The sequence below is a fragment of the Rathayibacter sp. AC451 genome (assembly GCF_979253095.1).
On the sequence record NZ_CEEDBD010000001.1, the window covers coordinates 1,124,948 to 1,150,214 of the forward strand.

Sequence of the window (25,267 nt, forward strand, 5' to 3'; positions counted from 1 at the left end):
GGTCCTTTCGAGGGGCGCGCTCACAGCGCTGTTCCGGGATTCAGGATGCCCTGCGGATCGAAGACCCGCCGCAGCGCGCGCTGCAGGGCGACGACCTCGGGGCCGAGCTCGCGGCGGGCCCACTCGCGCTTGAGCACTCCGACGCCGTGCTCGCCGCTGACCGTTCCGCCGAGTTCGAGGGCGAGGGCGAACACCGCGTCGGCGGCTGCCTCGGCCTGGAGGCGGGCGGCCTCGGAGTCGTCGCGGAGTCGGATGATCGGGTGCAGGTTGCCGTCGCCCGCGTGGGCGAAGACGTACACGTCGGCGCCGGTGCCGTCCGCGATCGCGTGCACCCTCCGGATCGCCTCGGCGAGCCGGGACCGCGGCACGGCGATGTCCTCGATGAGGACCCGCCCGCGCGCCTCGATCGCCGGGAGGGCGTCGCGGCGGGCCGAGGCGAGGGCGAGTCCCTCCGCGGGATCGAGCGTCGTCTCGACGCTCACGGCGGTGGGGGCGAGGACGGAGCGCACGGCCTCGATCTCCTCCGCCGCTCCGAAGCCGTCGGTCTGCACCAGCAGGAAGGCGCCGCCGTGCAGGGCGAGGCCGGTGCCGCGCAGCGCGTCGATGGCCCCGAGCGTGCGGTCGTCGACGAGCTCGAGGACGCTGGGCCGGAGCCCCGCCCGTGCGAGGGCGGTCGCGGCCTCGGCACCGGCGGCGACGTCGGTGAAGTAGGCGGCGGCGGTGGCCGTGGAGCGGGGCCGCGGCAGGAGACGGAGCGTGGCGCCGACGATCACGCCCAGACTCCCCTCCGAGCCCACGAGAAGCGCGGTGAGGTCGAGACCGACGACGCCCTTCAAGGTGTCGCGGCCGACGTGCACGAGCGAGCCGTCGGCGAGGACCACGTCCAGGGCGAGCACGGCGTCGCGGGTGACGCCGTACTTCGCCCCGCGCAGACCCCCGGCGTTGGTCGCGATGGTGCCGCCGATCGTCGAGATCTCGACGCTGCCCGGATCGGGGGCGTAGAGGAGCCCGTGCTCGGCCGCCGCACGGTCGAGGTCGGCGGTGATCACTCCGGGCTCGACGCGCGCGATCTGGTCGACGGGGTCGATCGAGAGGATGCGGTCCAGACCCGAGACGTCGAGCACCAGGGCCCCCTCCCCCGCGCTGGCTCCGCCGGCGAGTCCGGAGGCGGCGCCGCGGGTCACGACAGGGAGGCCGTGCAGGGAGGCGTGGGCGAGGGTCGCGCGCACCTCGTCGACCGAGCGGGCGCGGACGACGCCCGCCGGCACTCCGCCCGGGGACCAGCCCGAGCGGTCGGCGCGGACCACCTCCACGTCGACGGCGCTCATGCTCCGGCCCGCACGACGAGGGGAGCCCCCTCGGGCGAGGCCTTCACCCGCTCGAGGAACAGCACGACTGTCGCGGCGACGGAGCGGTGCGACACGTCGTTGAGGACGTCGTGGCGTCCGCCCGCGACGAGGTGGATCTCGGCGTGCGGGGCTGTCCGGAGCACCGCGACGGCCTCGTCGACGGGGCTGACCGGGTCGGCATCGCCGTGCAGCGCCAGCAGCGGCGCCCGGACGGCGCTCGCCGCCACCGCGAGCAGCTCGGGCGGGAGGACGACGGTGGGAGCGGAGCCGGTCTCGCGCTCGAGCACGCCCGCATGGTTCGGGCAGGCCGTGCGGTCGCCGACGGCCGCGCCCCCGGAGCGGACCGGCAGTCCTGCGACCACGACGGCGTCGACCTCCGCGGTGGCGGCGATCTCGAGGGCGACCGCCGCTCCGGCGTCGGAGCCGACGAGCACGACGGGAGCGGCGAGCGAGCGGTCGGCGAGCAGGGCGCGTGCGGCGTCGACCGTGCCCGCGGCCGTCGCGTCGCCGAGGACGCGGACCCGGTAGGCGTCGCGGGCGATCCGGGTGCCGAAGCGCTCGTAGACGGCCGGAGTCTCGCCGCGGCCGGCGAGGACGACGAGGGTGCCGCGCGGGGCGATCCCGTCCGGCTCGTCGAAGGCGAGGACGGGGGCGGTGGTGGCGGCGGGGGCGGTGACGGTCATGCGGGGACCCTCTCTGAAACGGTGGGGACGGGGACGGGATCCAGGAGCTCGGCGAGGGCGAGCGGCGTGCGGGCCGCCTCCGCCCCGCGCAGGCCGAGCAGGTGCTGGAGGCGCTCGTTGAGTGGAGCGGGGACGCCGGTGCGCCGGGAGAGCAGCACGATCTCTCCGGTCAGCAGGTCGACCTCGCTGCCGGCTCCGCGGGCGAAGCTCTGCCAGGTCGAGAGGCGGCCGGGGACGTGACCGGGGACGGGCTCGACGACGAGGCGGGTGCCGTCGTCCTCGGCGATCGCGCGGCCGTCGGCGAGCAGCACGGCACGCGCCTCCGCGGCGAGCGCCGTGCGCGCCCGCGTCCGCTCGTCGTCGCTCCCGGCGAAGAGGTCGAGGCCGTTCGCGGTGTTGACGATCAGCTTCCGCGCTTTCCAGGCGCTGATGCCGGGCACGGCGCGCGCGGCGAATCCGGCGCTGCGCAGGAGCGCGGCGTACTCCTCGGCGCGCGGGTCGAGCGCGTCCGGGTACCGCCCGATCCAGAGGACCCCGACGGTCGGGAAGGACGGCGAGACGACCTCGCCCGGTGCGAGGAAGCTCGCGGCGATGCCGATCGAGACGCCGAAGACATCGCGGAAGCGGCGCAGCGCCGCGTCCTCGGCCGCGAGGCCGTTCTGCAGGGTCAGCACCGGGAGCTCCGCCCCCGCGCCTCCTCCCGCGAGCGGCGTCCAGGCCCACTCGGCGAGCGCCGCCGCGGCGTCCTGCGCCTTGACCGCGAGCACGAGCACGTCGCCGCGGGTGGGAGCGACCTCCTCCGGGCCCGAGGCGACCGGGACCGCGACGGTCTCGTCTCCGGAGGGACGGCGCAGCTTCAGCCCCCGCTCGCGCAGCACGCGGAGCTGCTCGCCGCGGGCGACGAGGACCACGGCGTGCCCGGCGAGGTGCAGCTGGGCGGCGAGGACGGAGCCGACGGCGCCCGCCCCGATGACGACGATGCGGCCGCTCATGCCGGGACTGCCGAGACACGGGCGCCCGGGACCGCGGCCAGGAGCGCGCGCGTGTACTCGGCCTCGGGCGCGCCGAAGACGCGGGCGGTCGTGCCCGTCTCCTCCACGCGCCCCCGGTTCAGCACGACCACCTCGTGCGCCACGTCGGCGACGACGGCGAGGTCGTGCGAGACGAACAGGTACGCCACTCCGAGGTCCTGCTGCAGCTCGACGAGCAGGGCGAGGATCTGCGCCTGCACCGAGACGTCGAGGGCCGAGACGGGCTCGTCGAGCAGCACGAGGTCCGGGCCGAGGGCGAGCGCCCGGGCGATCGCCACCCGCTGACGCTGGCCGCCCGAGAGCTCGGCGGGCAGGCGCGAAAGGGACGAGGCGGGCAGGCCGACGCGGTCCAGCAGCTCCCGCGCGCGCTCGATCCGCGAGGCCCGGTCGCCGACCCGGAAGGAGACGAGCGGCTCGATCACCGACTCGAGCACGGTGAAGCGCGGATCGAGGGCGGCGAACGGGTTCTGGTGGACGAGCTGGATCCGGCGGCGCAGCGGTCGCCACTGCCGCTCGCGCGCTCCGGTCACGTCGACGCCCTCCACGAGCACGCGACCGCTGGTCGGCGCGACGAGACCGAGGGCGACGCGCAGCGCGGTGGTCTTGCCCGATCCGGACTCCCCCATCAGGGCGAGCGTGCGCCCGGCGTGGAGCGAGAAGGAGACGTCGTCGAGCGCGCGGAAGCCGGCTCGGCGCCCCGGCAGCGCGTACTCCTTCACCGCGTTCTCGATCCGGAGCACCTCGGGAGCCGGCTCGACGCGCGTGAACCGCGGCACGATCGTGCCGCCGTGCCCGAGCCCGGGAGCGGCGGCGATCAGGGCGCGGGTGCACTCCTCGCGCGGGGCGACCAGGATCCGCTCGGGCGTGCCCTGCTCCACCACGCGACCGGCGCGCATCACGAGCACGCGGTCGGCGCGGTCGGCGGCCACGGCGAGGTCGTGCGTGATGATCAGCAGCGAGATGCCCTGCTCGCGGACCAGCGACTGCAGGTGGTCGAGGATCCGCTTCTGCACGGTCACGTCGAGGGCCGAGGTGGGCTCGTCGGCGATGATCAGCCGCGGCTTCCCGGCGAGGGCGATCGCGATGAGCGCTCGCTGGCGGAGTCCGCCCGAGAGCTGGTGCGGGTACTGCCGCGCGCGCAGGTCGGGATCGTCGATGCCCGCCTGCTCGAGTGCCTCGCGCACCTCGGCGGGCACCGAGCGGCGGTCGACTCCGCGCAGGCGCACGGCCTCGGCGACCTGGGCGCCGATCCGGAGCGTCGGGTTCAGCCCGACCATCGGGTCCTGCGGCACGAGGGCGACGACGCGGCCGCGGAGCCGGCGCAGCTCCTTCTCGGACGCCGCGGTGACGTCGGCTCCGCCGATCGTGATCGAGCCGCCGGTGACGCGCCCGTTCGCGGGCAGCAGTCCCAGCAGGGCGTTCGCCGTCGTCGACTTGCCCGACCCCGACTCCCCGACGACCGCCACGATCTCCCCGGGCGCGATCTCGAGCGACACGTCGTGCACGACCGGCTGCCCGTCGTACGCGACAGCCAGGTGATCGAGACGGACCAGGGCGCTCATCGCTGCACCTCCTCGACGGTCTTGGCGACGTGGTTGAGCGAGAAGACGAGGAGTCCGACGAAGAGCCCGGGCAGGAGCGAGAGCCACGGGCTGGTGACGAGGTAGTTGCGCCCGGTCGAGATGAGGGTGCCCCACTCGGCGGCGGGCGGAGCGGCACCGAAGCCGAGGAAGCTCAGCGCGGCGACCGCGATGATCGCCGTGCCGAGGTCGAGGACGGCGAGGACCGCGACCGGACCCCAGGAGTTCGGCAGCACGTGCCGCACGAGCACCCGCAGGCGGGTCGCGCCGCCCGTCCGCGCCGCCTCGACGTAGGGCAGCGTCTTCACCCGGAGCACCTCGGCGCGGGTCGTCCGCGCGAAGCCGGGCAGGATGCCGATGCCGACCGCGAGGGCGACGGGCAGCGTCCCGAATCCGATCGCCGTGACGATCGCGAGGGCGAGCAGCAGCCCGGGGACGGCGAGCAGGACGTCGACCACGCGCATGATCACGGCGTCCACCACTCCGCCGGCGTAGCCCGAGACGACCCCGAGGGCGAGACCGCCGACGAGCGCGATGGCGAGCGCGACGACCGTCGCCTGGATCGTCAGTGCTCCCCCGTGCAGCACCCGGGCGAAGAGATCGCGTCCGAGCTCGTCGGTGCCGAAGAGGTGGGCGGGGCTCGGCGCCTGCAGCTTGTCCGCCGGAGCGGTCGCGAACGGGTCGTAGGCGGTGAACAGCGCCGGCGCGATCGCCGAGAGCAGCACGAAGACCGCGAAGGCGAGCGCCAGGAGGAAGCCGGGGCGGCGCAGGAGGAGTCGGAGCGTCCTGCGCCGTCTCGCGCCCCGCCCGTGCGGGACGGCGACGGGAGCGGTCGCCGGGGCGGTCGTGACGGCCGCCCCGGGCCGGGTGAGTTCGAGCGTCATGGTCGAGCCGCCTTCGAGGTGTGGGTGATGCGCGGATCCAGGAGCGGGTAGAGCAGGTCGACGAGCAGGTTGATGCCCACGAAGACCGCGGCGGCGAGCACGACGATCGCCTGCACCACCGGCACGTCCTGGGTGAGCACCGACTCCTGGGCGAGGGTGCCGATGCCCTGCCGGGCGAAGATCGTCTCGGCCACGATCGCGCCGGTGACCGTGTTGCCCGCGAGGACGCCCAGGATCGTGAGGGTCGGCAGCGAGGCGTTGCGGAACGCGTGCCGCCACTGCACCGCCCCGCGGCCCAGGCCCTTGGCGCGCGCAGTCGTGATGTACGACTCCGCCTGCACGTCGGCGAAGCTGCGGGTGAGCACCTGGGCCAGCATCGCCGAGGTCGGGATCGCCATCGTGACCGCCGGCAGGATCAGACCCGCCGGAGTCGCGCTGCCCGTGGAGGGCAGCAGGTGCAGCGTGAAGGCGAAGAACTGCACGAGCAGGAGCCCGATCCAGAAGCCGGGGAACGCGACCCCCGCCGACGGGAGCCGGCCGAGCACGACCTTCAGCGGCCGCCACTGCACGTACGCCGCCAGGTACGCGAGCGCGGTCCCGCCGATCAGCGCGAGGCCGATGGCGAGCGCGCTGAGCTGGAGGGTGCCCGGCAGTTTCTGGGCGATCAGCTCGGTGACCGGGATCCCCTTGGTGATCGACGTGCCGAAGTCGCCGCGCAGCGCGTCGGCCAGCATGCCCGCGTACTGCTGCCACACCGGCTGATCGAGGCCGTAGCGCGCCTGCGCCTCGGCGAGCTGCTGCGGCGACAGGGAGTCGAGCTCCACGTTGTTCGCCGAGAGGAGCAGTGCCAGCGGATCGCTCGGCAGCAGCCAGAGCACCGCGAACGTGAGGGTGTACGCGGCCCAGAGCACCAGCACGGCCTGGGCGATCCTCCCGGCCAGGTAGCGGCCGAGACCTGAGGGCGCCGAGCGCACCCGGGTCCCGGCCGGCGCCGCCTGGAGCGTCGTCATCGCTGGATCCACGCGTCGGCGAAGTCGCCGAACGACTCCGAGGTGAAGCGGAAGCCGTGCACGCTCGAGGAGACGCCCGCCAGCTGCACCCGCTCGGCGAAGGGCAGCACGAGCGCGTTGTCGATCAGGTACTCCTGCAGCTCGGCGTACACCGCCGCGCGTGCCGTCGGGTCGATCGTCTGCACGCCCTCGTCGAGCAGCGCCTGCACCTCCGTCGCCTGCTCGGGCGCGAAGTTGTTGAGCGCCTGCGCCTTCGACCCGGCGACGCGCGCGTCGACGATCCACTGGATCACTCCGGGATCCGCTCGCGTGTAGTAGGTCGAGATGAGGTCGTACTGCCCGCTGCCGAGCACCTCGGCGCGCTGCGCGTTGGTGATCACGTTCAGCTCGAGCTCGATGCCGACCTGCTTCAACTGGTCCTGGATCAGCTGGTCGCCCGCGCCGAACTGGGTGACGATCGGCACCGAGAGCGTGAGCCTCTCGCCGCCCTTCGAGCGGTAGCCGTCGTCTCCGAGCACCCAGCCCGCCTCGTCGAGCAGCTCCGCCGCTCCGTCGGGATCGAACGCCAGCGCGTCGGAGTGGTCCACGGAGTACGGGGTCGTCGTGTTGTAGACACCGGTGACCGCCGGGTACTCGGCGCCGAAGACCGTCGAGGCGTAGGACCCGCGGTCGATCGCCTTCTGCACGGCCGTGCGCACCCGCTCGTCCGACAGGATCCGGCCCTCCGCGACGTTGGGGTAGTAGTTGCTCGCCGGACCCGGCAGCGCCCGGCTCTCCACCCGGTCGCCTCCCCCGGTGATCACGGCCTGGTCGTTCTCGGAGATCGGGCTCCGAGGCCAGGCGATGTCGATCTCGTCGCTGGTCAGCTGGCCCACGCGCACGCTGTCCTCGGCGACGTAGGTGACGTCGATCCCGTCGAGGTGCGCCTCACCCGTGTTCTCGCGCAGCGCCGAGCCCCACGCGTAGCCCTCGCGCTTGTCGAGCGTGATGCCCGTGCCCGGCGTGTAGCCGGTCAGGGTGAAGGGACCCGAGCCGACCACGTTCCCGAGGCAGCGCTCCTCCGGGGTCGCCGCGTACGAGGAGGCCGCGAGGATCGCGAGGTTCGTCGTCGACGTGCCCTGCAGGAACGAGGCGTTCGGGCTGGAGAACCGCACGGTCGCGGTGTCGGCGTCCACGACGTCCGTGCCCGCGTAGCCGGCCAGGTAGACGCCTCCGTAGGCCGCGGGCAGCTCGGCGAGCGTCGCCTGCGCGCTGTCGAACGCGGTCTTCACGCTCTCGGCGGTGAACGCCGTGCCGTCCGAGAAGGTGACGTCGCCGCGCAGGTCGAAGGTGTACTCGGTGCCGGCCTCGTTCACCGTCCAGTCGGTGGCGAGCCACGGCCGGATCTCGCCGGTCTCGGGATCCTGGTCGGTCAGGGAGTCGGCGACGTTGCGGATCACGGTGCGGTGCTCGATCCAGTAGGTCTGGAACGGGTCGACGCACGAGAACGCGGCGTTGTCCGGGAAGAAGGCGAGCCGGAGCCGTCCGCCGTCGACCGGGGTCGAGGAGTCGGCGCCCGTGCCCGCCTCGGACGCGCCGGAGCAGGCGGTGAGGGCGAGGGCCGAGGCGAGGACGAGCGCCGCGGCGCGGGATCGTCGGAAGGGTGCGGTCATGTCGATGTCTCCAGGAGGGGTCAGTGCGCGGCGGCCGCGAGGCTGCGGGTGCCGGCGAGGAGGAGGGCGGCGTCGTCCTGCGGCGGGTGCACGCGGGAGGCGAGGACGTCGCGGAGGTGGCGCTCGAGCGGGTTGTGCCGCGTGAGCCCCGGGTTGCCGAGGGCGGCGACCGCGGTCTCGACCGCGGTGACCGCCGAGCGGGTGGCGAGCAGCTTGCCGACGAGGACGCGCTCCGCGGCCTGCGGATCGCCCGCGTCCACGCGCGCGGCGAGTGAGAGCAGCACCTCCTCGGCCTGCACGAGCTGCGCCTGGATCTCGCCGGCGACGGAGCGGATCCGCTCGGTGGTCGCGATCGGCCGCCCGAGCGAGGTGGGGATCCGCTCGTTCGCGAACCGGACGAAGAAACGCTGCGCGGCGCGGCCGACCCCGACGTAGAGCGCGGCGACCGCGAGTCCGAAGGCGCCGGCGGCCCCCGCCTCGGGAGGCAGCTGCGAGCGCGGCGTGCCGCGGAAGTGCTCGAGCGGGATCCGCACGCGCTCGTAGAGCACGTCGTGGGTGCTCGAGGCGCGCTGGCCGAGGTGGTCCCAGGTCCTCTCGATCCGCACGCCCTCCGCGTCGCCGGGGACGATCGCGTGGCCAAGCTCCGGCTCCCCCGACGCGCCCTGCAGATCCACCGCCCAGACCAGGTGGTAGGCCAGACCCTCGGAGCCGGTGGCGAATCCCTTGCGCCCCTCGAGGACCCAGTGGTCGCCCCGGCGGCGGATCGTGGTGGCCGGGAGTCCTCCGCGGGCGGGCGCTCCCCACTCCGGCTCGGCCCGCACCGCGTTGAGCAGCACCGGTCGCTCCCGGGAGTCGGCGAGGACACCGCGGTAGAGCTCTTCGGGCCAGACGCCGGTGCGGTCCTGCGCCGCGTGCTGCAGCGCGGTCATCGCCGAGATCAGCGCGACGGCCGGGTCGCCCGCGCCGAGGGCGCCGAAGACGCGCACGAGGTCCACCGTCGAGGCGGGTCGGCCGCCGTAGCGGGTGCCGACCGCGAGGGTGAGCAGTCCGGCGTCGTGGACCGCGCGGATGCCTTCCCAGGGGAACTCGGCGGTGCGGTCGTAGTGCTCCGCCGTCTCGGCGAGTCGTGCGGTGACGCGGGCGAGGGCGCGGTCCGAGAGGTCGGCGGTGGCCGGCAGCGGTTCCGTCAGGAGCGTCACGCGGACACCTCCGCGAGCTCGCGCTCGGCCTCGAGCGGAGGCTGCGCCACGATCTCGCCTCGGCGCCCGGTCGCGTCGCGGTGCGCGAGCTCCTGCCGCACGAGGGGGATGAGGTACCGCCCGTAGTCGATCGCGTCGTCGAGGTTGTCGTACCCGCGGATCGAGATCAGGTCGGCGCCGAGATCGACGTAGTCGAGGATCGCCGCGGCCACGGTCTCCGGGGTGCCGACGAGCGCGGTCGACGCGCCCTGGGCGCCGGTGGCCGTCGCGGTCGGCGTCCAGAGCGCGCGGTCGTGCAGGTCCTTGCGCTTCGCGATGTCGAGGAGGCGCTGCGAGCCGACGTTCGCGGGGCCGGCGGCGGCGGGGGTCTGCACCCACAGCCCCTTCTCGCCCTTGCGCGGGTGCGCGGTGGCGGTGCGGCCCTGCAGGATCCCGAGGATCCGGTGCGCCTTCTCCCAGGCGAGCTCCTCCGTCGGCGCGATGATCGGCCGGAAGGTGACCCAGGTGCGCGGAGTGTCCGCGCGGCCCGCCGCGATCGCCGCGTCCGCGATCCGGTCGATCTGCTGCTGCGTGTCGGCCAGCGGCTCGCCCCACAGCCCGAAGACGTCCGCGAGCGCCCCGCCCTGCCGGTAGGCCTCGTCACTGGATCCCCCGACCGAGACCGGGATGTCGCCGCGCACCGGGCGGACCCGGGAGACGAAGTCCTCGAAGCGGTAGTACCGGCCGACGTGGTCGAACGGCTCGGTCGCCGACCAGACGCGCCGCAGGATCCGGATGTACTCCTCCTGCCGCGCGTAGCGCTCGGCCTTGTCGAGGCGGTCGCCCTCGCGGGCCTGCTCGTGGTCGCTCCCTCCGGCGATGAGGTGCACGACCGCCCGGCCGCCCGAGAGCTGGTCGAGGGTGGCGAGCGCCTTCGCCGCGACCGTCGGGTACACCGTGTTCGGGCGCAGCGCCACGATCGGCTTCAGGTGCTCGGTGGACTGCGTGACCGCCGCGGCGATCGTGAACGGGTCGTGACCGGCGCTGCCATAGGGGACGAGCGTGTAGTCGAACCCGCCCTCCTCCAGGATCCGGGAGTAGCGGCGGAGATAGGGGACGTCGATCGCGCTGTCGGCGAGGCCGTTGACCTCGTTGGAGCGGTTGACGTTGATGGCGGAGATGAACTCGACGGCCACGGGAGGTCCTTTCAGGAGGGTGAGCAGAGCGCAGGAGGGCGCGGCGGAGGGACCCCGCTGAGGGGGTCGATCGCGTGCGGAGGAGTGGGCCGGACCCGGGGGGGGGGGCTCGGCGCGGCGAGCGAATCGGCAGCAGCGCGTCAGGAGCCGCGCGACAGGATCAGCGCGTCAGAAGCGGCGCGTCAGAAGCCGCGCGTCAGAAGGAGACCGGACAGGAACATCCGCGCACCGGCGCGGAGGCGTCCCCGTCCCTGCGCATTCGCGCACAGGTCGACCCGTCGACTCCACGGCGCATCGCAAGGCCGGCGCCGAGGGGCGCGGCCGGGGCGAGGGCACGGGAGGAGGTCATGTCCACGACGCTACGGCGCGGGGTCGCGGGGCGTCCAACGATGATTCCGGATGCGTTCCGATCGGCGCTCCCGATCGTTGCTAACCTCCCGACTCATTCGTCGCGAGGGGCGTCACGCGCGCAGTCCGTGGGGTACGGGCGAGAGCCGCGAGCGGTTCGTCCCGAACACCTCCGCGAGTGCGGCGAGCGCCGTCTCCTCGACGTCCGGAGCGAGTCCGCGGCGCGAGACGAGGCGGAGGTTCACCGAGCCCAGCGCGGGCAGGTCGCGGCGCACCTCGAGCCCCTCCGCGACGGCGCCCGCGTGCGCGGTGGGCAGGACGGCCACTCCGATGCCGGCGCGTGCCGCGGCGATGACCCCCTCGAGCGCCGCCGCCTCGGCGACCACGTGCACCTCGTGCCCGAAGGCGCCGAGCTGCTGCAGCGCCCGCTGGCGCATGCCGCACGGCTCGGAGTAGGCCACGAGCGGAAGCGGGACGCCCTCGGGCGCCTGCCAGCCGGGCGCCGCGTACCAGTCGAGCGGGAGGGTCGCGACCTGGCGTCCCGGCAGGTCGCCGCCCACGCCGAGGATCACCGCGAGGTCGACCACTCCTCGCGCCACGGCCTCGGCGAGCTGCGTCGAGCGGTCGAGGGAGAAGGTCAGCGGCCGGTCGTCGAACGCGCGCCGCAGAGTGCCGAGCAGTCGCGGCAGCAGTTGCTCGGCCGCCGGCTCGGTGAGCCCGAGGGCGAGCGGGTTCTCGGTGGCGGCGTCGAGCGCCTCGAGCGCCTCGTCGTGCACGGCGAGGATGCGGCGGGCCTGCACGAGCAGGCGCTCGCCGGCCGGAGTGAACCGCGCCTTCCGGCCCGCCTTCTCGATGAAGGTCCGCTCGAGGCGGCGCTCGAGCGTGCGGACGTGCTGCGAGACGGTGGGCTGGCTGATGTGCAGGGCGATGGCCGCGCGGCCAAATCCACCGCAGTCGGCGATCGCCACGAGCGTGCGCAGGTGGACGATGTCGAGGGTCTCCGGCATGCTCCCGAGGCTAGGGAGGCCCTCGCCGTCGGGCGACCCGGACCGCAACACGGCGACACGGCGGCGCCCCCGCCGCAGACCGGAGGCCGCGGCGGGGGCTTGCGGAGCCCGCGGGGTCAGTGCGCGAGCACCGGCTCCGCGGAGGACGGCGCCTGGGCGGCGGCCGAGCGGCGGCGGAAGAGCAGCACCGAGAGCACGGCGCCGAGCGCGAAGAAGCCCGCACCCCATCCGTAGGCCACCGCGTAGCTCTGGACCGCGGCCTGCGCTGCGACCAGCGAGGTGACCGGGGAGTTCGCCGCGAGGTAGTCGGTGACCGCGGTCGCCGCGAGCGTGTTCAGCAGCGCGGTGCCGATCGATCCGCCGACCTGCTGACTGGTGTTGACCATCGCCGACGCGACTCCGGCGAAGCGCGGATCCACTCCGCGGGTCGCCGTCTGCATCGCCCCGGGCATGATCGAGCCCATCGCGGCGCCGAGCACCATCAGCGCCGGCAGCACGTCGGCCGCGTAGGCGCTGTCGAGGTCGAGGCGCGTGAGCAGCAGCATCCCGACGACGCCGAGCAGCATGCCGGACGGCACCATGATCTTCGGGCCGAAGCGCGGCAGGAGCAGGTTGGTCGAGAGCTGCGCGGCGAGCACGAGCATGCCGATCATCGGCAGGAACGAGAGCCCTGTGCGGATCGGCGAGTAGCCGAGCGAGACCTGCAGGTAGTAGGTGACGAAGAGGAAGATGCCGAACATGCCGGCTCCGGCGATCAGCACCGCGAGGTAGGCGGCGCCGCGATCGCGGTCGAGGACGATGTGCAGCGGCAGCAGCGGGTGCTCCGTCGACCGCTGGCGCAGCACGAAGCCGACGAGCAGCAGCACGGCGGCCGCCAGCGGCGCCCAGGTCATCGGCGAGTCCCAGCCGTCGGACTCGGCGTTGGCGAAGCCGAACACCAGCCCGAACAGCGCTGCCGAGACGAGCAGCGTGCCCGGCACGTCGAGCCTCGGGCGCGGGCCGCTGCGCTCGATCGGCGGCACGAAGACGATCGCCCCGATCACGGCGACGACCGCGATCACGACGTTGATGTAGAGGTTCCAGCGCCAGTCGAAGCTCTCGGTCAGCACGCCGCCGAGGAGGAGGCCGACCGCGCCGCCCGCGCCCGCGATCGCACCGAAGACGCCGAACGCCCGCGCCCGCTCCTTCGGCACGGTGAACGTCGTGGTGAGGACCGCCAGCGCCGTGGGGGCCAGCAGCGCGCCGAAGACGCCCTGCAGCGCGCGGGCCGCGATCAGCAGCTCGAAGCTGCCGGCGGCGCCGCCCAGGGCCGAGGCGATCGCGAAGCCGATCAGGCCGATCACGAAGGTCCGCTTGCGGCCGAGGAGGTCCGAGAGCCGGCCGCCGAGCAGCAGGAGGCTGCCGAAGGCGAGGGAGTAGGCGGTGACGACCCACTGGCGGTCGCCGTCCGAGAAGCCGAGGTCGGCCTGGGCGGCCGGGAGGGCGATGTTCACGACCGTGGAGTCGAGGACCACCATCAGCTGGGCGAGGCCGACGGCCACGAGGGTCCACCAGCGGCGGTTCGAGGGGGCCGGGGCCGCGGAGGCGGCGACGGCCGGCAGGGAGGAGGTCTGCGTCATGAGTGAGAACCTATACGAGACCGAGCGGTTCCGATACTGAGAAGTCTCGAAACTTCTCGGTTCCGCAACTCCCGGGTTCCTGACCTACCCTGGAGCGACCAGCCGCCCGCACGGACGGCCGCCCGCACCAGACAGGAGACGCTGCGATGACGCCGCCCCCTCCCCCCGCCGTCGGCACCGACGCCCCCGTGCGCCCCGGCCGCCGCCGCGATCCGAGCCGCGACGGCGAGATCCTGAGCGCCGCCCTCGACGTCCTCGCCGAGACCGGCTATGACGGCATGACCATCGACATGGTCGCCGCGCGCGCCCGAGCCGGGAAGGCGACCCTCTACCGCCGCTGGGACTCCAAGGCCGAGCTCGTGGTCGACGCCCTGGCCTGCCTCAAGGGCGCCGACCTCGCCCCCGACCGCCTCCCGGACACCGGAACCCTGCGCGGCGACCTCGTCGCTCTCATCCGCCCGCACACCATCGAGGACGCCGAGCGCAAGCTCCGGATCATGGCCGGCGTCGTCGCGATGATCTCGAAGTCGCCCGAGCTGTCCGACGCCGTCCGCGCCGCGATCATCGAGCCGCGGGCCGAGGCGAACCGCATCCTGATGCGCCGCGCGATCGAGCGCGGCGAGATCGCGGCGGACATCGACCTCGAGACCCTCGCGCTCGTCACGCCCGCGATGGTCGCCTACCGGGTGCTGCTGCTGCGCATCCCCGTCGACCGGGAGTTCCTGCTGTCGTTGATCGACGGGATCCTGCTGCCGGCGGTCGGACTCGGCGCGCGGGACTAGTCCTCGACGACCGCCGCGAGCTGGTCCGCGACCGCTCCCCAGCCGTCGGCGAACCCGAGGCGCTCGTGCTCGTCGCGGGTCGCGGCGTCCTTGTGCATCACGTGGGCCCGGTAGAGCGTGCCGTCGGGGTGGTCCTCGAGGGTGACGACGGCGGTGATGAACGGCGCGGCCGCCGGGCGCCAGCCGGCGATGAGCGCGGTCGTGAAGACGAGCCGCTCCTCGGGGTCGACGGCCAGGTAGCAGCCGGAGAGGTGGGGCACGAAGGCGTCGCCGTCGCTCATCGACGTCCGGAGCTCACCTCCCGGGCGCACGTCCATCGCGTCGACCCGGCAGCGCGTCGGCGCGGGGATCCACCACTGCGCGAACAGCTCGGGGGTGGTCCATGCCGCCCAGACGCTGGCGCGCGGCGCGCGGAGCACACGGGAGATCTCGAGATCGAGCCGCGGGTCGAAGCCGGTCATGGTGCTGTCCTCTCGTCGGACGGTCGCGGCGTCGCCGGGCGGCGGCGCTCGGGGTCGGCGTGCTCGGGGTCGGCGTGCTCGGAGCCGGCGTGCTCGGAGCCGGCGTGCTCGGAGCCGGCGTGCTCGGCGGCCACGCGCTCCAGGCGGTCGGTGCGCCCCTCCCACTCCGCGCGCTGCTCGGCGAGCCAGTCCTCCACCGCGGCGAACGCCGCCGGATCGAGCCGGCAGGTGCGCACTCGCCCCTGCTTCGCGGTGCGGATCCAGCCGCCCTGCTCGAGTACGCGCAGATGCTTGAGGAACGAGGTGAGCGCCATCGGGAACGGCTCCGCGAGTTCGCCGACGGTCGCCGGACCCCGGCGCAGACGGCTCACGACGGCCCGGCGCGTCGGGTCCGCGAGCGCGCGGAACGCCGTGTCGAGCGCCTCGCCATGGTGAGCCATACGGCTCAGTATGCCACCGGCGGCACGAGCGGGGTGCGCGAGTCTCCTAAAATCGGAGCCATGTCGAAAGTGTTGAGCAGTCTGCCCGTGGGCGAGCGTGTCGGAATCGCATTCTCGGGAGGCCTCGACACATCCGTCGCGGTCGCCTGGATGCGCGAGAAGGGTGCGGTGCCCTGCACCTACACCGCCGACATCGGCCAGTACGACGAGCCCGACATCGACAGCGTCCCGTCGCGCGCCGCGCAGTACGGCGCCGAGATCTCGCGCCTCGTCGACGCGAAGAGCGCGCTCGTGGAGGAGGGCCTCGTCGCCCTGCAGTGCGGCGCGTTCCACATCCGCTCGGGCGGCAAGACCTACTTCAACACCACGCCGCTGGGCCGCGCCGTCACCGGCACGCTGCTGGTCCGCGCGATGCGCGAGGACGGCGTCGACATCTGGGGCGACGGCTCCACCTACAAGGGCAACGACATCGAGCGGTTCTACCGCTACGGCCTGCTCGCCAACCCCCGCCTGCGCATCTACAAGCCGTGGCTCGACGTGCAGTTCGTCAACGAGCTCGGCGGCCGCACCGAGATGTCGGAGTGGCTCGTCGCCCGCGGCTTCCCGTACCGCGACGCCACCGAGAAGGCCTACAGCACGGACGCGAACATCTGGGGCGCCACCCACGAGGCCAAGCGCCTCGAGGAGCTCTCGAGCGGCATCGAGCTCGTCGAGCCGATCATGGGCGTCGCGTCGTGGCGCGAGGACGTCGAGATCGCCTCCGAGGTCGTCACCGTGCGCTTCGAGGCGGGCCGGCCGGTCGCGATCAACGGCACGGAGTTCTCGGACCCGGTGGCGCTCGTGCTCGAGGCGAACGCCATCGGCGGCCGCCACGGCCTGGGCAGCTCTGACCAGATCGAGAACCGCATCATCGAGGCCAAGAGCCGCGGCATCTACGAGGCCCCCGGCATGGCCCTCCTCCACCTCGCCTACGAGCGCCTGCTCAACGCGATCCACAACGAGGACACCATCGCGCAGTACCACTCCGAGGGCCGCCGCCTCGGCCGCCTGATGTACGAGGGACGCTGGCTCGACCCGCAGTCGCTCATGCTGCGCGAGTCGATCCAGCGCTGGGTCGGCTCCGCCGTCACCGGCGAGGTGACCGTGCGCCTGCGCCGCGGCGACGACTACACGATCCTCGACACCGCGGGCCCCGCACTGAGCTACCACCCCGACAAGCTCTCGATGGAGCGCGTCGGCGACGCCGCGTTCGGTCCCGAGGACCGCATCGGCCAGCTGACCATGCGCAACCTCGACATCGCCGACTCGCGCTCGCGCCTCGAGCAGTACGCGGCCGCCGGTCTCGTGGGCGGCCCGACCGCCGAGCTCGTCGGGCACCTCGAGATCGGAGAGGGCGAGGCGATCACCGAGGGCGGCGGCTCCGCAGCCGCCGACGCACTGGGACGCGCGACCGACCTGGCCTCGGAGGGCGCGGCGTTCGACGCCGGCACCGACTGACGCCTCCGCTCCCGGGAGCCCCCGCGCACCCGCCTCCCGAGGCGGCGTGCCCGGGGGCTTCCGTCCTTCACACCTGCGCGTCCCGCACGAGGGCGAGCGCGGCGTCCACGGTCGCGACCGACTGCTCCGGATCCACCCGCGCCAGCACCAGCGCGGCCACCAGCAGCGACACCAGCAGATCGGCCTGCAGCGCCCGCCGCGACGGCTCCGCCCCGGGCCAGCGCGCAGAGGCCCCGGCGCGCATCGCGCGCAGCAGCTCCGCCCGGTACTCGGCGATCACCTCGCGCACGGCGTCGTCGCGCGCGATCGGCGCGCCCGCGGCATTGAGCAGCAGGCAGCCGCTGCGGGAGGAGAGGCTCGCGGCGTCCGAGAGAGCGGCGCGCAAACCCCCGAAGTAGACCTCCAGGGCGTCCGGAGCCACGTCCTCGCGGGCGAGCGGCGCGAGCCGGGGCCGCACCACCTCGTCGAGGTAGCTCTGCACGGCCGCGTCGAACAGTCCGCGCTTGCTGCCGAACGCGTGATACAGACTCGACCGGCGCACTCCGGTCGCCGCCTCCAGCTCGGGAACGGACGCCTCCTCGAAGCCGCGCTCCCAGAACACGGAGCGCGCCGATCGGACGACCTCGGCGGTCTCGAACGTCTGCGTGCGTCCCATCGGGGCCTCCTTCTGGACCGTTCGTTCCATCATGCCGCGTGCAGGCCTATAGTGGATCGATCGTTACACAATCAGGAGGTCCCGCCGTGATCGTCACAGGACTCGTGCTCGCGGCCCTCGCCGCTGTGCTGCACGTCTACATCTTCGTGCTGGAATCGCTCCTCTGGACGACTCCGCGGGCCCGCTCGACCTTCGGCACCACCGAGGACGAGGCCCGGGCCACGAAGGAGCTCGCCTTCAACCAGGGCTTCTACAACCTCTTCCTCGCGATCGTGACGATCGTCGGCGTCCTCGCCCTCACGACCGGAGCGACTGGGGTCGGCGCCGCCCTCGTGTTCGCGGGCACAGGTTCGATGGTCGCCGCGGCGCTCGTCCTCCTGCTCTCCTCCCCCGCCAAGCGCCGCGCGGCCCTCACCCAGATGACGCCCGGCCTGCTCGCGATCCTCGCGCTCGCGATCGGCCTCGCCGCCTGAACCGGCTCCGCGTCCGCTCCGGCTCCGCTCCGCCCCTCTCCGGAAGGCTCCATGACCACCGCCACCAGCACCCAGATCCAGCTCGTCCGCCGCCCCGAGGGCTGGCCGGTCGCCGACGACTTCCGCACCGTCCAGGTGACCTACGACGCCCCCGCCGCGGGCGAGATCCGCGTCGAGAACGCCTTCGTCTCGGTCGACCCCTACATGCGCGGTCGGATGAACGACGTCAAGAGCTACACCCCGCCGTACGCCCTCGGCGAGACCATGACCGGAGGCGCGATCGGACGCGTGAGCGTGTCGGACGACCCGGAGTTCCCGGTCGGCGCGGCGGTGCTGCACCAGCTCGGCTGGCGCGACGTCGTGCAGGCCCCCGCCTCGGCCTTCCGCGTCGTCCCCGAGCTGCCGGGGGCACCCCTCTCGCTCCGCCTCGGGATCCTCGGCATGACCGGTCTCACCGCGTTCGTCGGCCTGACGACGATCGCCGGGATGGAGGAGGGCGACACCGTCTTCGTCTCGGGCGCCGCCGGAGCGGTCGGCTCGGCCGCCGGGCAGATCGCCCGCCTCCTGGGCGCGGGGCGCGTCATCGGCTCCGCGGGCTCGGCCGAGAAGGTCGAGCTGCTCACCGGGAAGTACGGCTACGACGCCGCCTTCGACTACCACGCGGCACCCGTGCGCGAGCAGCTGGCGCAGGCCGCTCCGGACGGCATCGACGTCTACTTCGACAACGTCGGTGGCGACCACCTCGAGGCCGCGCTGGACGCCTTCAGGGACGGCGGCCGCGCCGCCCTGTGCGGAGCGATCGCCGGCTACAACAGCACCGAGAAGCCGGTCGGCCCCGACAACACGGCGAACATCATCACCCGCGGCCTCACCCTCCGCGGCTTCACCCTCTCCGGCCACCTCGACCGGGCTCCCGAGTTCGACCGGCTCATGGCCGGCTGGTTCGAGGAGGGGAGCATCGCCTACGACGAGACGATCGTCGACGGGATCGAGAACACCGTCGAGGCGTTCCTCTCGATGATGCGCGGCGGCAACACCGGGAAGATGGTCGTCCGCATCTGAGCGCGAAGGAACCCCGGACGGTCGAGGGAACCTGCAAGTGCGGGTTCCCTCGACCGTCCGGGGTTCCCCCGGTCGATCGTCAGCGCTTGACGGCGTCGATCTTCAGCATCTTGGCGATGACCGAGTCGAGCTCGGAGTCGTCGAAGATCTTCTTCCAGTCGTCCTTGATGAGCGCCTCGCGGCCGTAGCCCATGGCGATGTGGCAGGCCTCCGAGAACGGGTTCGATCCGCGCAGGCCGTTGGTCAGCGCGATCCAGGTGTGGCCGTAGAGCATGGCGCGCGCCGCCTCGTAGGGCACGCCGACGCCGTTGACGGTCTCGTCGAGCGCCTCCTTGAGGAACTCGCCCACCATGCAGGCGATGGTCTCGACCAGGGTCGGCTCGAGCACGGCGAGCTGCTTGACGGTCACCCAGTGCACCGCGATGACGGGCGCGTAGATGGTCGAGATGACCTTCTCGGCGATCGCCCGCACGTCGTCGTCCGCGTCCTCGAGGGCCGCGACGACCTCCTGCGGGGCGGCGATGCCGCCGAACGTGTCGGCCCACTCCTCCGGGGTGGTGCGCTCGAGGAACACCGACGGGTGGCACGGGTGCGCCACGGCGTAGTGGATGTCCTCGCGCTTCGCGAGGAGCCCCGCGTAGGCCGCGGCCGGGTCGAGGGTCAGGATGATCGCGCCCGACTTCATCTGCGGGATCACGTCCTCAGAGACCGCGCCGAGCACGACGTCCGGGACGGCGAGGATCACGACGTCGGCGTCCTCGACGGCGTCGGGCGTCGCGGTGATCTCGCGGCCGGCCTCGCGGGTGCGCTCCTGCCCCGCGGGCGACGCCTCGCTGTAGAGGGCGTTGTAGTCGGACTTCTGCAGGTTGTTCGAGACCCGCATGCCCATCTTGCCGCCGGCGCCGATGACGGCGACGGTGAGAGCGGGGGCGGCGGTGCCCGGGGCGGTGGTGGCGGTGGTGTCGGTCATGGGTTCCTTCTCCTGAGCTGGTCGAGGGTGGTGCGGGTCCACTCGGCTTCGAGCCGGGTGGTGACGAGCGCCTGCTCCGCGGCGGGGACGGTGTCCTGCCAGGGGAGCCAGAACTCGATGATCTGGGTGATGCCGCGCGCGTCCGGATCCAGCAGTGCGCGGAAGCCGTCGTAGTCGAGGCGGCCGTCGCCGAGGGCGGTGCCGGTGTAGACGAAGCCGACCCAGCCCGGGTTGCGGCTGAAGTCGAAGTCCTTGACGTGCCAGTTGGCGACGTACGGCGCGCAGCGCGCGACCACGTCGGCCGGCAGCTCGAGGTTCGCGACCGTGTTGGCGGGGTCGAGGCAGATCCGGATCCGCGGATCGTCCAGCGTCGCGACGACGTCGACGAGGTCGGCGGTGCCGACCTGCTCGTACGTCTCGAGCGCCAGGACCACGCCCGCCGCCTCGAGCTCGGGCGCGATGCTCCGGAGCCGGCGCAGCGTCTCCTCTCGGCCGGGACGGTCCTCCCCCGACGTCCACATGCTGCGCAGCAGCACGACGTCGAGCGCGCGGGCGAGGCCGAGCCAGCGGCGCAGGTGCTCGGGATCGGTGCCGCGCGTGCCGAGCTCGAGGGCGACGCCGCGACCCGCCGCGAGCTCCCGCAGCGCGGCGAGCCGCTCGGGCGGGAACTCCTCGAGGCCGGGCACGTCGCACAGCTGCAGGAGGCCCACGCCGAGGTCGGCCGTCTCGCGCACCATGTCCTCGACGCTCATCGGCTCCGCCACCCGGTCGGAGGAGCGCCAGAAGAAGGCGTAGCTGCTGAGTCCGATCGTCACGGGCGGGCCTCCGCGAGCGCGAGCGCCTCGTCGAGGATCGTCCGCACGGCCTCGGGGTCGTGCGCGAAGCGGCCGAGGAAGAGTCCGGGGACCCGGCCCTCGAGCGCGGTCAGGAGACCGGGCCCGGCGCTGCCGCCGTAGATCACGCGGCTGCCGACACGCCCCGGGAGCGCGATCAGCGCCGCTTCAAGCGCGGTGACCACCCCGGCGATGAAGGCCGGGTCGGCGGGCTCGGGCGCGCCGATGGCCCAGACGGGCTCGTAGGCCGCGAGCACCGGGCCGGTCGAGCCCGCGGCGTCGGCCGCGTCGAGCGCCGACGTGATCTGGGCGAGCACGAGCGCGACGGCGTCCTCGACGCTGCCGCGCTCGGTCTCGCCGACGCAGAGCAGCGGCACGAGGTCGTTGCGGAACGCGGCGGCGACCTTCTGGCGGATCCGCTCGTCGTCGTCGCCGAACAGCGCTCGGCGCTCGGCGTGGCCGATCTCGACCAGGCGGCAGCCGATCTCGCGGAGCTCGGAGCCGCTCACCTCGCCGGTGAACGCACCCTCGTCCTCCCAGAAGAGGTCCTGGGCGCCGAGGGCGACTCCGGAGCCGTCGACGAGCGCGCCGACCGGCACGAGCGAGGGGAACGTCGGCACGACGAACAGCTCGACCACTCCCGACGTCACCGCCTCGTGGGTCCGCGCGATCTCGACGACGCGACGGCTCCACTCCAGGGTGCGCTCGTGACCGAAGTACATCTTCAGGCTCACGCCCACGGTGAAGGCGGGCGAGGCGTCCGGGGTCAGCACGACGCGGGCGAGGACGAGACCGGAGCCTCGTCGGCGCGGCCCTCCTCGTACGCCTCGATGATCTGCACCTTCTCGGCCGAGGCGGAGGAGGTGTCGAACTCGTAGCCCAGCCACTCCTTCGCGAGGCGGCGGGCGAGCTCCATGCCGACGACGCGCTGACCCATGCAGAGCACCTGCGCGTCGTTGGAGAGGATCGAGCGCTCGACCGAGAAGGAGTCGTGCGCGGTGACGGCGCGGACCCCCGCGACCTTGTTCGCCGCGATGGCGACGCCCAGTCCCGTGCCGCAGATCAGCACGGCTCGGTCGGCCTCGCCGCGGGCGATCATCTCGGCGGCGGCGATGGCGACGCTGGGGTACGGCGTGTGGGAGTCGGCGTCCACTCCCACGTCGACGAGGGTCGCGACGCGCGCGTCCTTCTCGAGATCGGCCTTGATGATCTCCTTGTAGGTGAAACCGGCGTCGTCGGATCCGACGACGATGCGGAACGGTGCGCTCATGGTGCTCTCTCCTTGCTGGCGGGTGCCGGGGTGACGGTGTGCGACGTTACGCGTCGGTGCTGGACGGGCTGGCTGCGCTCTCGCGGAGCACGGCGCCGACGGCGGTGACGATCAGGGCGAGCGAGTGCGCGCCCGCGTCGGGGGTGCCGAGGCTCTTCTCGGCGTGCGGGCGGGCGCGGCCCATCCGGGGCAGCAGCTGCGCGGTGGCGGCAGCGGCGTCGGTGCAGGCCCCGGCCGCACGGGTCCAGGCGTCGGCGAGGGAGTCGCCCGCGCCGATCCGCTCGCCGAGCACGTCGGCGAACGGCACGAGGGAGTCGACCATCGTCTTGTCCCCGACGCTCGCGCCGAAGGCGAGGATCGCGGTCCGCGCGCCGTCGACTCCGGTCAGCACCGCGGCCGCGTCGGGCCGGCCCTCGTCGCCGAGAGCCGCGCCCACTGCGCCGAGCGCGGCCCCCCAGAGGGCTCCGGAGGTGCCGCCCGCGCGGTCCGACCAGGCGTCGCCGGCGGCGTCGAGCACGGTGCCGGCTCCCGCTCGCTCCTCGTGGGCGGCCCGGGCGGCTGCGACGGCCGCGTGCACCCCGCGCTGCATCCCGATGCCGTGGTCGCCGTCACCGGCGACCGCGTCGATCCGACCGAGCTCGTCGGCGTTCTCGTCGATCACGCGCTGCGTCGCCTCGAGGGCCGCGAGCACGGTGCCGGCCGCGGCGCGGGACTCCTCGCTGGAGGCTCCGATCTCGGCGCGGGCGCTCTCGACGACCGCCTGCTCCGCCACCTGGGCGGCGGCGCGGACGGCGCCCTTGCGGTAGGCGGGCGTCTCGACGGGAGCCGACCAGAGCCGCTCGAGCTCCTCGTCGACCCAGAAGAAGGTGAGCGAGACGCCGGCGATGTCGAAGCTGGTCACCAGCTCGCCGACCTCCGGCTCGACGATCTCGACGCCGCGCTCGCGCAGGCGGCGCTCGACGCCCGAGTAGACGACGAACAGCTCCTCGTACTTCACCGAGCCCAGGCCGTTGAGGATCACGACGAGTCGAGCCCCCTCGAGCTCGGCGACGTCGTCCGGGCGCTCGGCGAGGAGCGACTCGACCAGCAGTTCGGCGAGTCCGTCGGCCGAGGGCACGTCGTCCTCGCGGATGCCGGGCTCGCCGTGGATGCCCATGCCGACGGCCATCCGCCCCTCGGGGACGGTGAACAGCGGCTCCGACGCCCCGGGCAGCGAGCAGCCCGAGAACGCGACGCCGAAGGAGCGCGTGCGCTCGTTGGCGCGGATCGCGAGGCGCTCGACGTCGTCCAGGGACGCGCCCTCCTCCGCGGCGGCTCCGGCGACCTTGAACACGGTCAGATCGCCCGCGATGCCGCGGCGCTTGTGCTTCTCGGAGACGCTCGCGCTCGAGATGTCGTCGGTGACCGTGACGGTGCGGACGTCGATCCCCTCGTCGCGCAGGCGCCGTTGCGCCGCGTCGAAGTTCAGCACGTCTCCCGCGTAGTTGCCGTAGCTCAGCAGCACGCCGCCCCCGTGCTCGGCGGCCGTGGCGACCGAGTGGACCTGCTGCGCGGACGGAGAGGCGAAGAGGTTCCCCATCGCCGCGCCGTGCGCGAGGCCCTGGCCGACCAGCCCGCCGAAGGCCGGGTAGTGGCCGGAGCCGCCGCCGACCACGAGCGCGACCGTTCCGGGGGCGACCTCGGTCGAGCGCACCACTCCTCCGGGCACGCGCCGCACGAAGCGGCGGTTCGCGGCGGCGAATCCGTCGATCATCTCGTCGGCGAAATCGGAAGGATCGTTGTAGAGCCGGGTCATCTCGGGGTCCTTGTCGTGGTGGCGGTGTGCGTCAGTGGGCGATCACGTCGACGCTCGGAGCGTCCTTGTAGCGCCGCGCGAGCAGTGCCATCAGCACGGCCGAGAGCAGCAGGAAGAAGCCGACGACGAACATCGGGATCTCGTAGCCGCCGGTCGCGTCGCTCAGGGCTCCGGTGATGTACGGCGCCGAGAAGCCGGCGAGGTTGCCGACCGTGTTGATCAGGGCGATGCCGGCCGCCGCGGCCGCTCCCGTGAGGAAGCGGGTCGGGAACGTCCAGAAGTTGGGCAGGGCCGAGAAGATCGCCATCGCGGTCACCGTGATCACAGCGATCGTCGCGGCCGGCGAGCCGGCGAACAGCGCGAGCGGGATGCTCAGTCCACCCGCGATCGCCGGGATCACGATGTGCCAGGTGCGCACTCCGCGACGCGTCGCATCGCGCGACCAGAGGTAGAGCGCGATCGCCGCGGGCACGTAGGGGATCGCGGTGATCAGGCCCTTCTCGAAGATGCCGAACGTGGTGCCGTACTGCTCCTGGAAGCCCTCGATGATCGTGGGGAGGAAGAACGCCAGCGCGTAGAGGCCGTAGATGAAGCCGAAGTACACGAAGCTGAGCATCCAGACGCGGCCGCTCCTGAAAGCGGAGGACATCTTCGGGTGGGTCGTGACGCCCTTGGTCTTGACGTCCTCCTCGCGCTGCAGCGCCGTCGTGAGCCAGACCTGCTCCTCGCGCGTCAGCCACTTCGCGTCTGAGGGCCTGTCTTTGAGGTAGAACCAGGCGATGAGTCCGACGACGATCGCGGGGAGCGAGACGCCGAGGAACATGAAGCGCCAGCCCTCGAGGCCGAAGATGCCGTCCTGCTCGATCAGGAGACCCGCGAGCGGAGCGCCGATGACCGTGGTGAGCGGCTGCGCCAGGTAGAAGAGCGCGAGGATCTTGGAGCGGTGCTTCGCCGGCACCCAGAGGCTGAGGAACAGGATCGCGCCGGGGAAGAAGCCTGCCTCCGCGACTCCGAGCAGGAAGCGGAGCACCACCAGCTGCTCGAAGTTCTGCACCCACGTGAACAGCAGCGCCACGACGCCCCAGCTCACCATGATGCGGGCGAGCCAGCGGCGCGCGCCGAAGCGGTGCAGCGCCAGGTTGCTGGGCACTTCGAGGAGGATGTAGCCGATGAAGAAGACGCCGGAGGCGAAGCCGAACTGGGCCGCCGAGAGGGCGAGATCGGCCTCCATGCCGTTGGGAGCGGCGAAGCCGATCGCCGTGCGATCGAGGTAGTTGATGAAGAACATCAGGGCGACGAACGGCACGAGGCGCACCGAGATCTTCCTGATCGCGCTCTTCTCGACGGCGGCGTCGGCCGCGGCCGGACCACCGGCGGTGGTCTGAGAGGGAAGGTCCACGTCGATCTCCAGATCCTTATCAACGACTGTGTTGGGGTACCGGGCCAAATTGGCTGACCGGTTGACCAATTCGATGATGCTCCGTTCCGCCGC

The 25,267-nt window shown here is 73.1% G+C and carries 24 protein-coding genes; 4 read left to right on the top strand and 20 right to left on the bottom strand.

The annotated features are described in order from the left end of the window. Positions 1–20: 20 nt before the first annotated feature. From AC0CID_RS05320 to AC0CID_RS05370, 11 genes are all read right to left on the bottom strand, one after another. The gene (locus AC0CID_RS05320; protein ID WP_465226007.1) at positions 21–1,328 is read right to left on the bottom strand and encodes an FAD-binding oxidoreductase; all 1,308 of its coding nucleotides are present in this window, start codon (positions 1,326–1,328) and stop codon (positions 21–23) included. Next, positions 1,325–2,032, bottom strand: coding sequence for an alpha/beta hydrolase (locus AC0CID_RS05325; RefSeq protein WP_465226008.1), 708 nt, complete (start codon positions 2,030–2,032; stop codon positions 1,325–1,327). Before AC0CID_RS05325 ends, AC0CID_RS05320 begins: the two co-directional genes overlap by 4 nt. Next, the gene (locus tag AC0CID_RS05330; RefSeq protein ID WP_207407585.1) at positions 2,029–3,024 is read right to left on the bottom strand and encodes a ketopantoate reductase family protein; all 996 of its coding nucleotides are present in this window, start codon (positions 3,022–3,024) and stop codon (positions 2,029–2,031) included. Before AC0CID_RS05330 ends, AC0CID_RS05325 begins: the two co-directional genes overlap by 4 nt. Continuing rightward, positions 3,021–4,625, bottom strand: coding sequence for a dipeptide ABC transporter ATP-binding protein (locus AC0CID_RS05335; RefSeq protein ID WP_465226009.1), 1,605 nt, complete (start codon positions 4,623–4,625; stop codon positions 3,021–3,023). The genes AC0CID_RS05330 and AC0CID_RS05335 overlap by 4 nt, the downstream gene beginning before the upstream one ends. Next, positions 4,622–5,527 carry an ABC transporter permease gene (locus AC0CID_RS05340; RefSeq protein WP_465226010.1) on the bottom strand — a complete coding sequence of 302 codons (906 nt, stop codon included), beginning with the start codon at positions 5,525–5,527 and terminating at the stop codon, positions 4,622–4,624. The genes AC0CID_RS05335 and AC0CID_RS05340 overlap by 4 nt, the downstream gene beginning before the upstream one ends. After that, positions 5,524–6,537: an ABC transporter permease gene (locus AC0CID_RS05345; protein ID WP_465226011.1), complete on the bottom strand. Its 1,014-nt coding sequence runs from the start codon at positions 6,535–6,537 to the stop codon at positions 5,524–5,526. Before AC0CID_RS05345 ends, AC0CID_RS05340 begins: the two co-directional genes overlap by 4 nt. Continuing rightward, entirely contained in the window at positions 6,534–8,189 is a 1,656-nt protein-coding gene (locus AC0CID_RS05350; protein WP_465226012.1) for an ABC transporter substrate-binding protein, read from the bottom strand. The genes AC0CID_RS05345 and AC0CID_RS05350 overlap by 4 nt, the downstream gene beginning before the upstream one ends. A gap of 20 nt (positions 8,190–8,209) precedes the next feature. Further along, positions 8,210–9,388: an acyl-CoA dehydrogenase family protein gene (locus AC0CID_RS05355; RefSeq protein ID WP_465226013.1), complete on the bottom strand. Its 1,179-nt coding sequence runs from the start codon at positions 9,386–9,388 to the stop codon at positions 8,210–8,212. Continuing rightward, the gene (locus AC0CID_RS05360; protein WP_207407596.1) at positions 9,385–10,563 is read right to left on the bottom strand and encodes an LLM class flavin-dependent oxidoreductase; all 1,179 of its coding nucleotides are present in this window, start codon (positions 10,561–10,563) and stop codon (positions 9,385–9,387) included. Before AC0CID_RS05360 ends, AC0CID_RS05355 begins: the two co-directional genes overlap by 4 nt. A gap of 461 nt (positions 10,564–11,024) precedes the next feature. Then, positions 11,025–11,918, bottom strand: a complete 894-nt coding sequence (locus tag AC0CID_RS05365; protein ID WP_465226014.1) for a LysR family transcriptional regulator — start codon at positions 11,916–11,918, stop codon at positions 11,025–11,027. Positions 11,919–12,034: 116 nt separating this feature from the next. Then, entirely contained in the window at positions 12,035–13,537 is a 1,503-nt protein-coding gene (locus AC0CID_RS05370; RefSeq protein ID WP_465226015.1) for an MFS transporter, read from the bottom strand. A gap of 146 nt (positions 13,538–13,683) precedes the next feature. On the opposite strand from AC0CID_RS05370, the gene AC0CID_RS05375 reads away from it, so the two are divergent. Further along, a complete protein-coding gene (locus tag AC0CID_RS05375; RefSeq protein ID WP_465226016.1) occupies positions 13,684–14,319 on the top strand; it encodes a TetR/AcrR family transcriptional regulator in 636 nt (211 codons plus the stop codon). On the opposite strand, the gene AC0CID_RS05380 is transcribed toward AC0CID_RS05375, so the two are convergent. Together AC0CID_RS05380 and AC0CID_RS05385 are read right to left on the bottom strand one after the other, a co-directional pair. Continuing rightward, positions 14,316–14,780 carry an SRPBCC family protein gene (locus AC0CID_RS05380; RefSeq protein WP_465226017.1) on the bottom strand — a complete coding sequence of 155 codons (465 nt, stop codon included), beginning with the start codon at positions 14,778–14,780 and terminating at the stop codon, positions 14,316–14,318. The genes AC0CID_RS05375 and AC0CID_RS05380 overlap by 4 nt on opposite strands. Next, a complete protein-coding gene (locus tag AC0CID_RS05385) occupies positions 14,777–15,220 on the bottom strand; it encodes an ArsR/SmtB family transcription factor (RefSeq protein WP_465226018.1) in 444 nt (147 codons plus the stop codon). Before AC0CID_RS05385 ends, AC0CID_RS05380 begins: the two co-directional genes overlap by 4 nt. A gap of 60 nt (positions 15,221–15,280) precedes the next feature. Here AC0CID_RS05385 and argG point away from each other — a divergent pair, with 60 nt between their 5' ends. After that, positions 15,281–16,717: an argininosuccinate synthase gene (gene argG / locus AC0CID_RS05390; RefSeq protein ID WP_077224451.1), complete on the top strand. Its 1,437-nt coding sequence runs from the start codon at positions 15,281–15,283 to the stop codon at positions 16,715–16,717. A 67-nt stretch (positions 16,718–16,784) separates the two neighbouring features. Here the strand turns inward: argG and AC0CID_RS05395 are convergent, their stop codons facing one another. Then, the gene (locus AC0CID_RS05395) at positions 16,785–17,372 is read right to left on the bottom strand and encodes a TetR/AcrR family transcriptional regulator (protein ID WP_465226019.1); all 588 of its coding nucleotides are present in this window, start codon (positions 17,370–17,372) and stop codon (positions 16,785–16,787) included. Between the two features lie 86 nt (positions 17,373–17,458). Here AC0CID_RS05395 and AC0CID_RS05400 point away from each other — a divergent pair, with 86 nt between their 5' ends. Both AC0CID_RS05400 and AC0CID_RS05405 read left to right on the top strand, forming a co-directional pair. Continuing rightward, entirely contained in the window at positions 17,459–17,845 is a 387-nt protein-coding gene (locus AC0CID_RS05400) for a DUF1304 domain-containing protein (RefSeq protein WP_465226020.1), read from the top strand. 51 nt (positions 17,846–17,896) lie between these two features. Next, positions 17,897–18,907, top strand: coding sequence for an NADP-dependent oxidoreductase (locus tag AC0CID_RS05405; RefSeq protein ID WP_465226021.1), 1,011 nt, complete (start codon positions 17,897–17,899; stop codon positions 18,905–18,907). A 79-nt stretch (positions 18,908–18,986) separates the two neighbouring features. Here the strand turns inward: AC0CID_RS05405 and AC0CID_RS05410 are convergent, their stop codons facing one another. Genes AC0CID_RS05410 through AC0CID_RS05435 form a run of 6 tightly spaced genes read right to left on the bottom strand, consistent with a single transcriptional unit; the run spans position 18,987 to position 25,174 of the window. Beyond that, complete coding sequence (locus tag AC0CID_RS05410) at positions 18,987–19,877, bottom strand: phosphogluconate dehydrogenase C-terminal domain-containing protein (RefSeq protein ID WP_465226022.1); 891 nt, start codon at positions 19,875–19,877, stop codon at positions 18,987–18,989. Then, positions 19,874–20,692: a sugar phosphate isomerase/epimerase family protein gene (locus AC0CID_RS05415; RefSeq protein WP_465226023.1), complete on the bottom strand. Its 819-nt coding sequence runs from the start codon at positions 20,690–20,692 to the stop codon at positions 19,874–19,876. Before AC0CID_RS05415 ends, AC0CID_RS05410 begins: the two co-directional genes overlap by 4 nt. Next, complete coding sequence (locus AC0CID_RS05420) at positions 20,689–21,483, bottom strand: triose-phosphate isomerase family protein (RefSeq protein ID WP_465226024.1); 795 nt, start codon at positions 21,481–21,483, stop codon at positions 20,689–20,691. Before AC0CID_RS05420 ends, AC0CID_RS05415 begins: the two co-directional genes overlap by 4 nt. Continuing rightward, positions 21,477–21,980 carry a ribose-5-phosphate isomerase gene (locus AC0CID_RS05425; protein ID WP_465226025.1) on the bottom strand — a complete coding sequence of 168 codons (504 nt, stop codon included), beginning with the start codon at positions 21,978–21,980 and terminating at the stop codon, positions 21,477–21,479. The genes AC0CID_RS05420 and AC0CID_RS05425 overlap by 7 nt, the downstream gene beginning before the upstream one ends. A gap of 46 nt (positions 21,981–22,026) precedes the next feature. Then, a complete protein-coding gene (locus AC0CID_RS05430) occupies positions 22,027–23,775 on the bottom strand; it encodes a dihydroxyacetone kinase family protein (RefSeq protein ID WP_465226026.1) in 1,749 nt (582 codons plus the stop codon). A gap of 31 nt (positions 23,776–23,806) precedes the next feature. Then, positions 23,807–25,174 carry an MFS transporter gene (locus tag AC0CID_RS05435; RefSeq protein WP_465226027.1) on the bottom strand — a complete coding sequence of 456 codons (1,368 nt, stop codon included), beginning with the start codon at positions 25,172–25,174 and terminating at the stop codon, positions 23,807–23,809. Positions 25,175–25,267 lie beyond the last annotated feature (93 nt).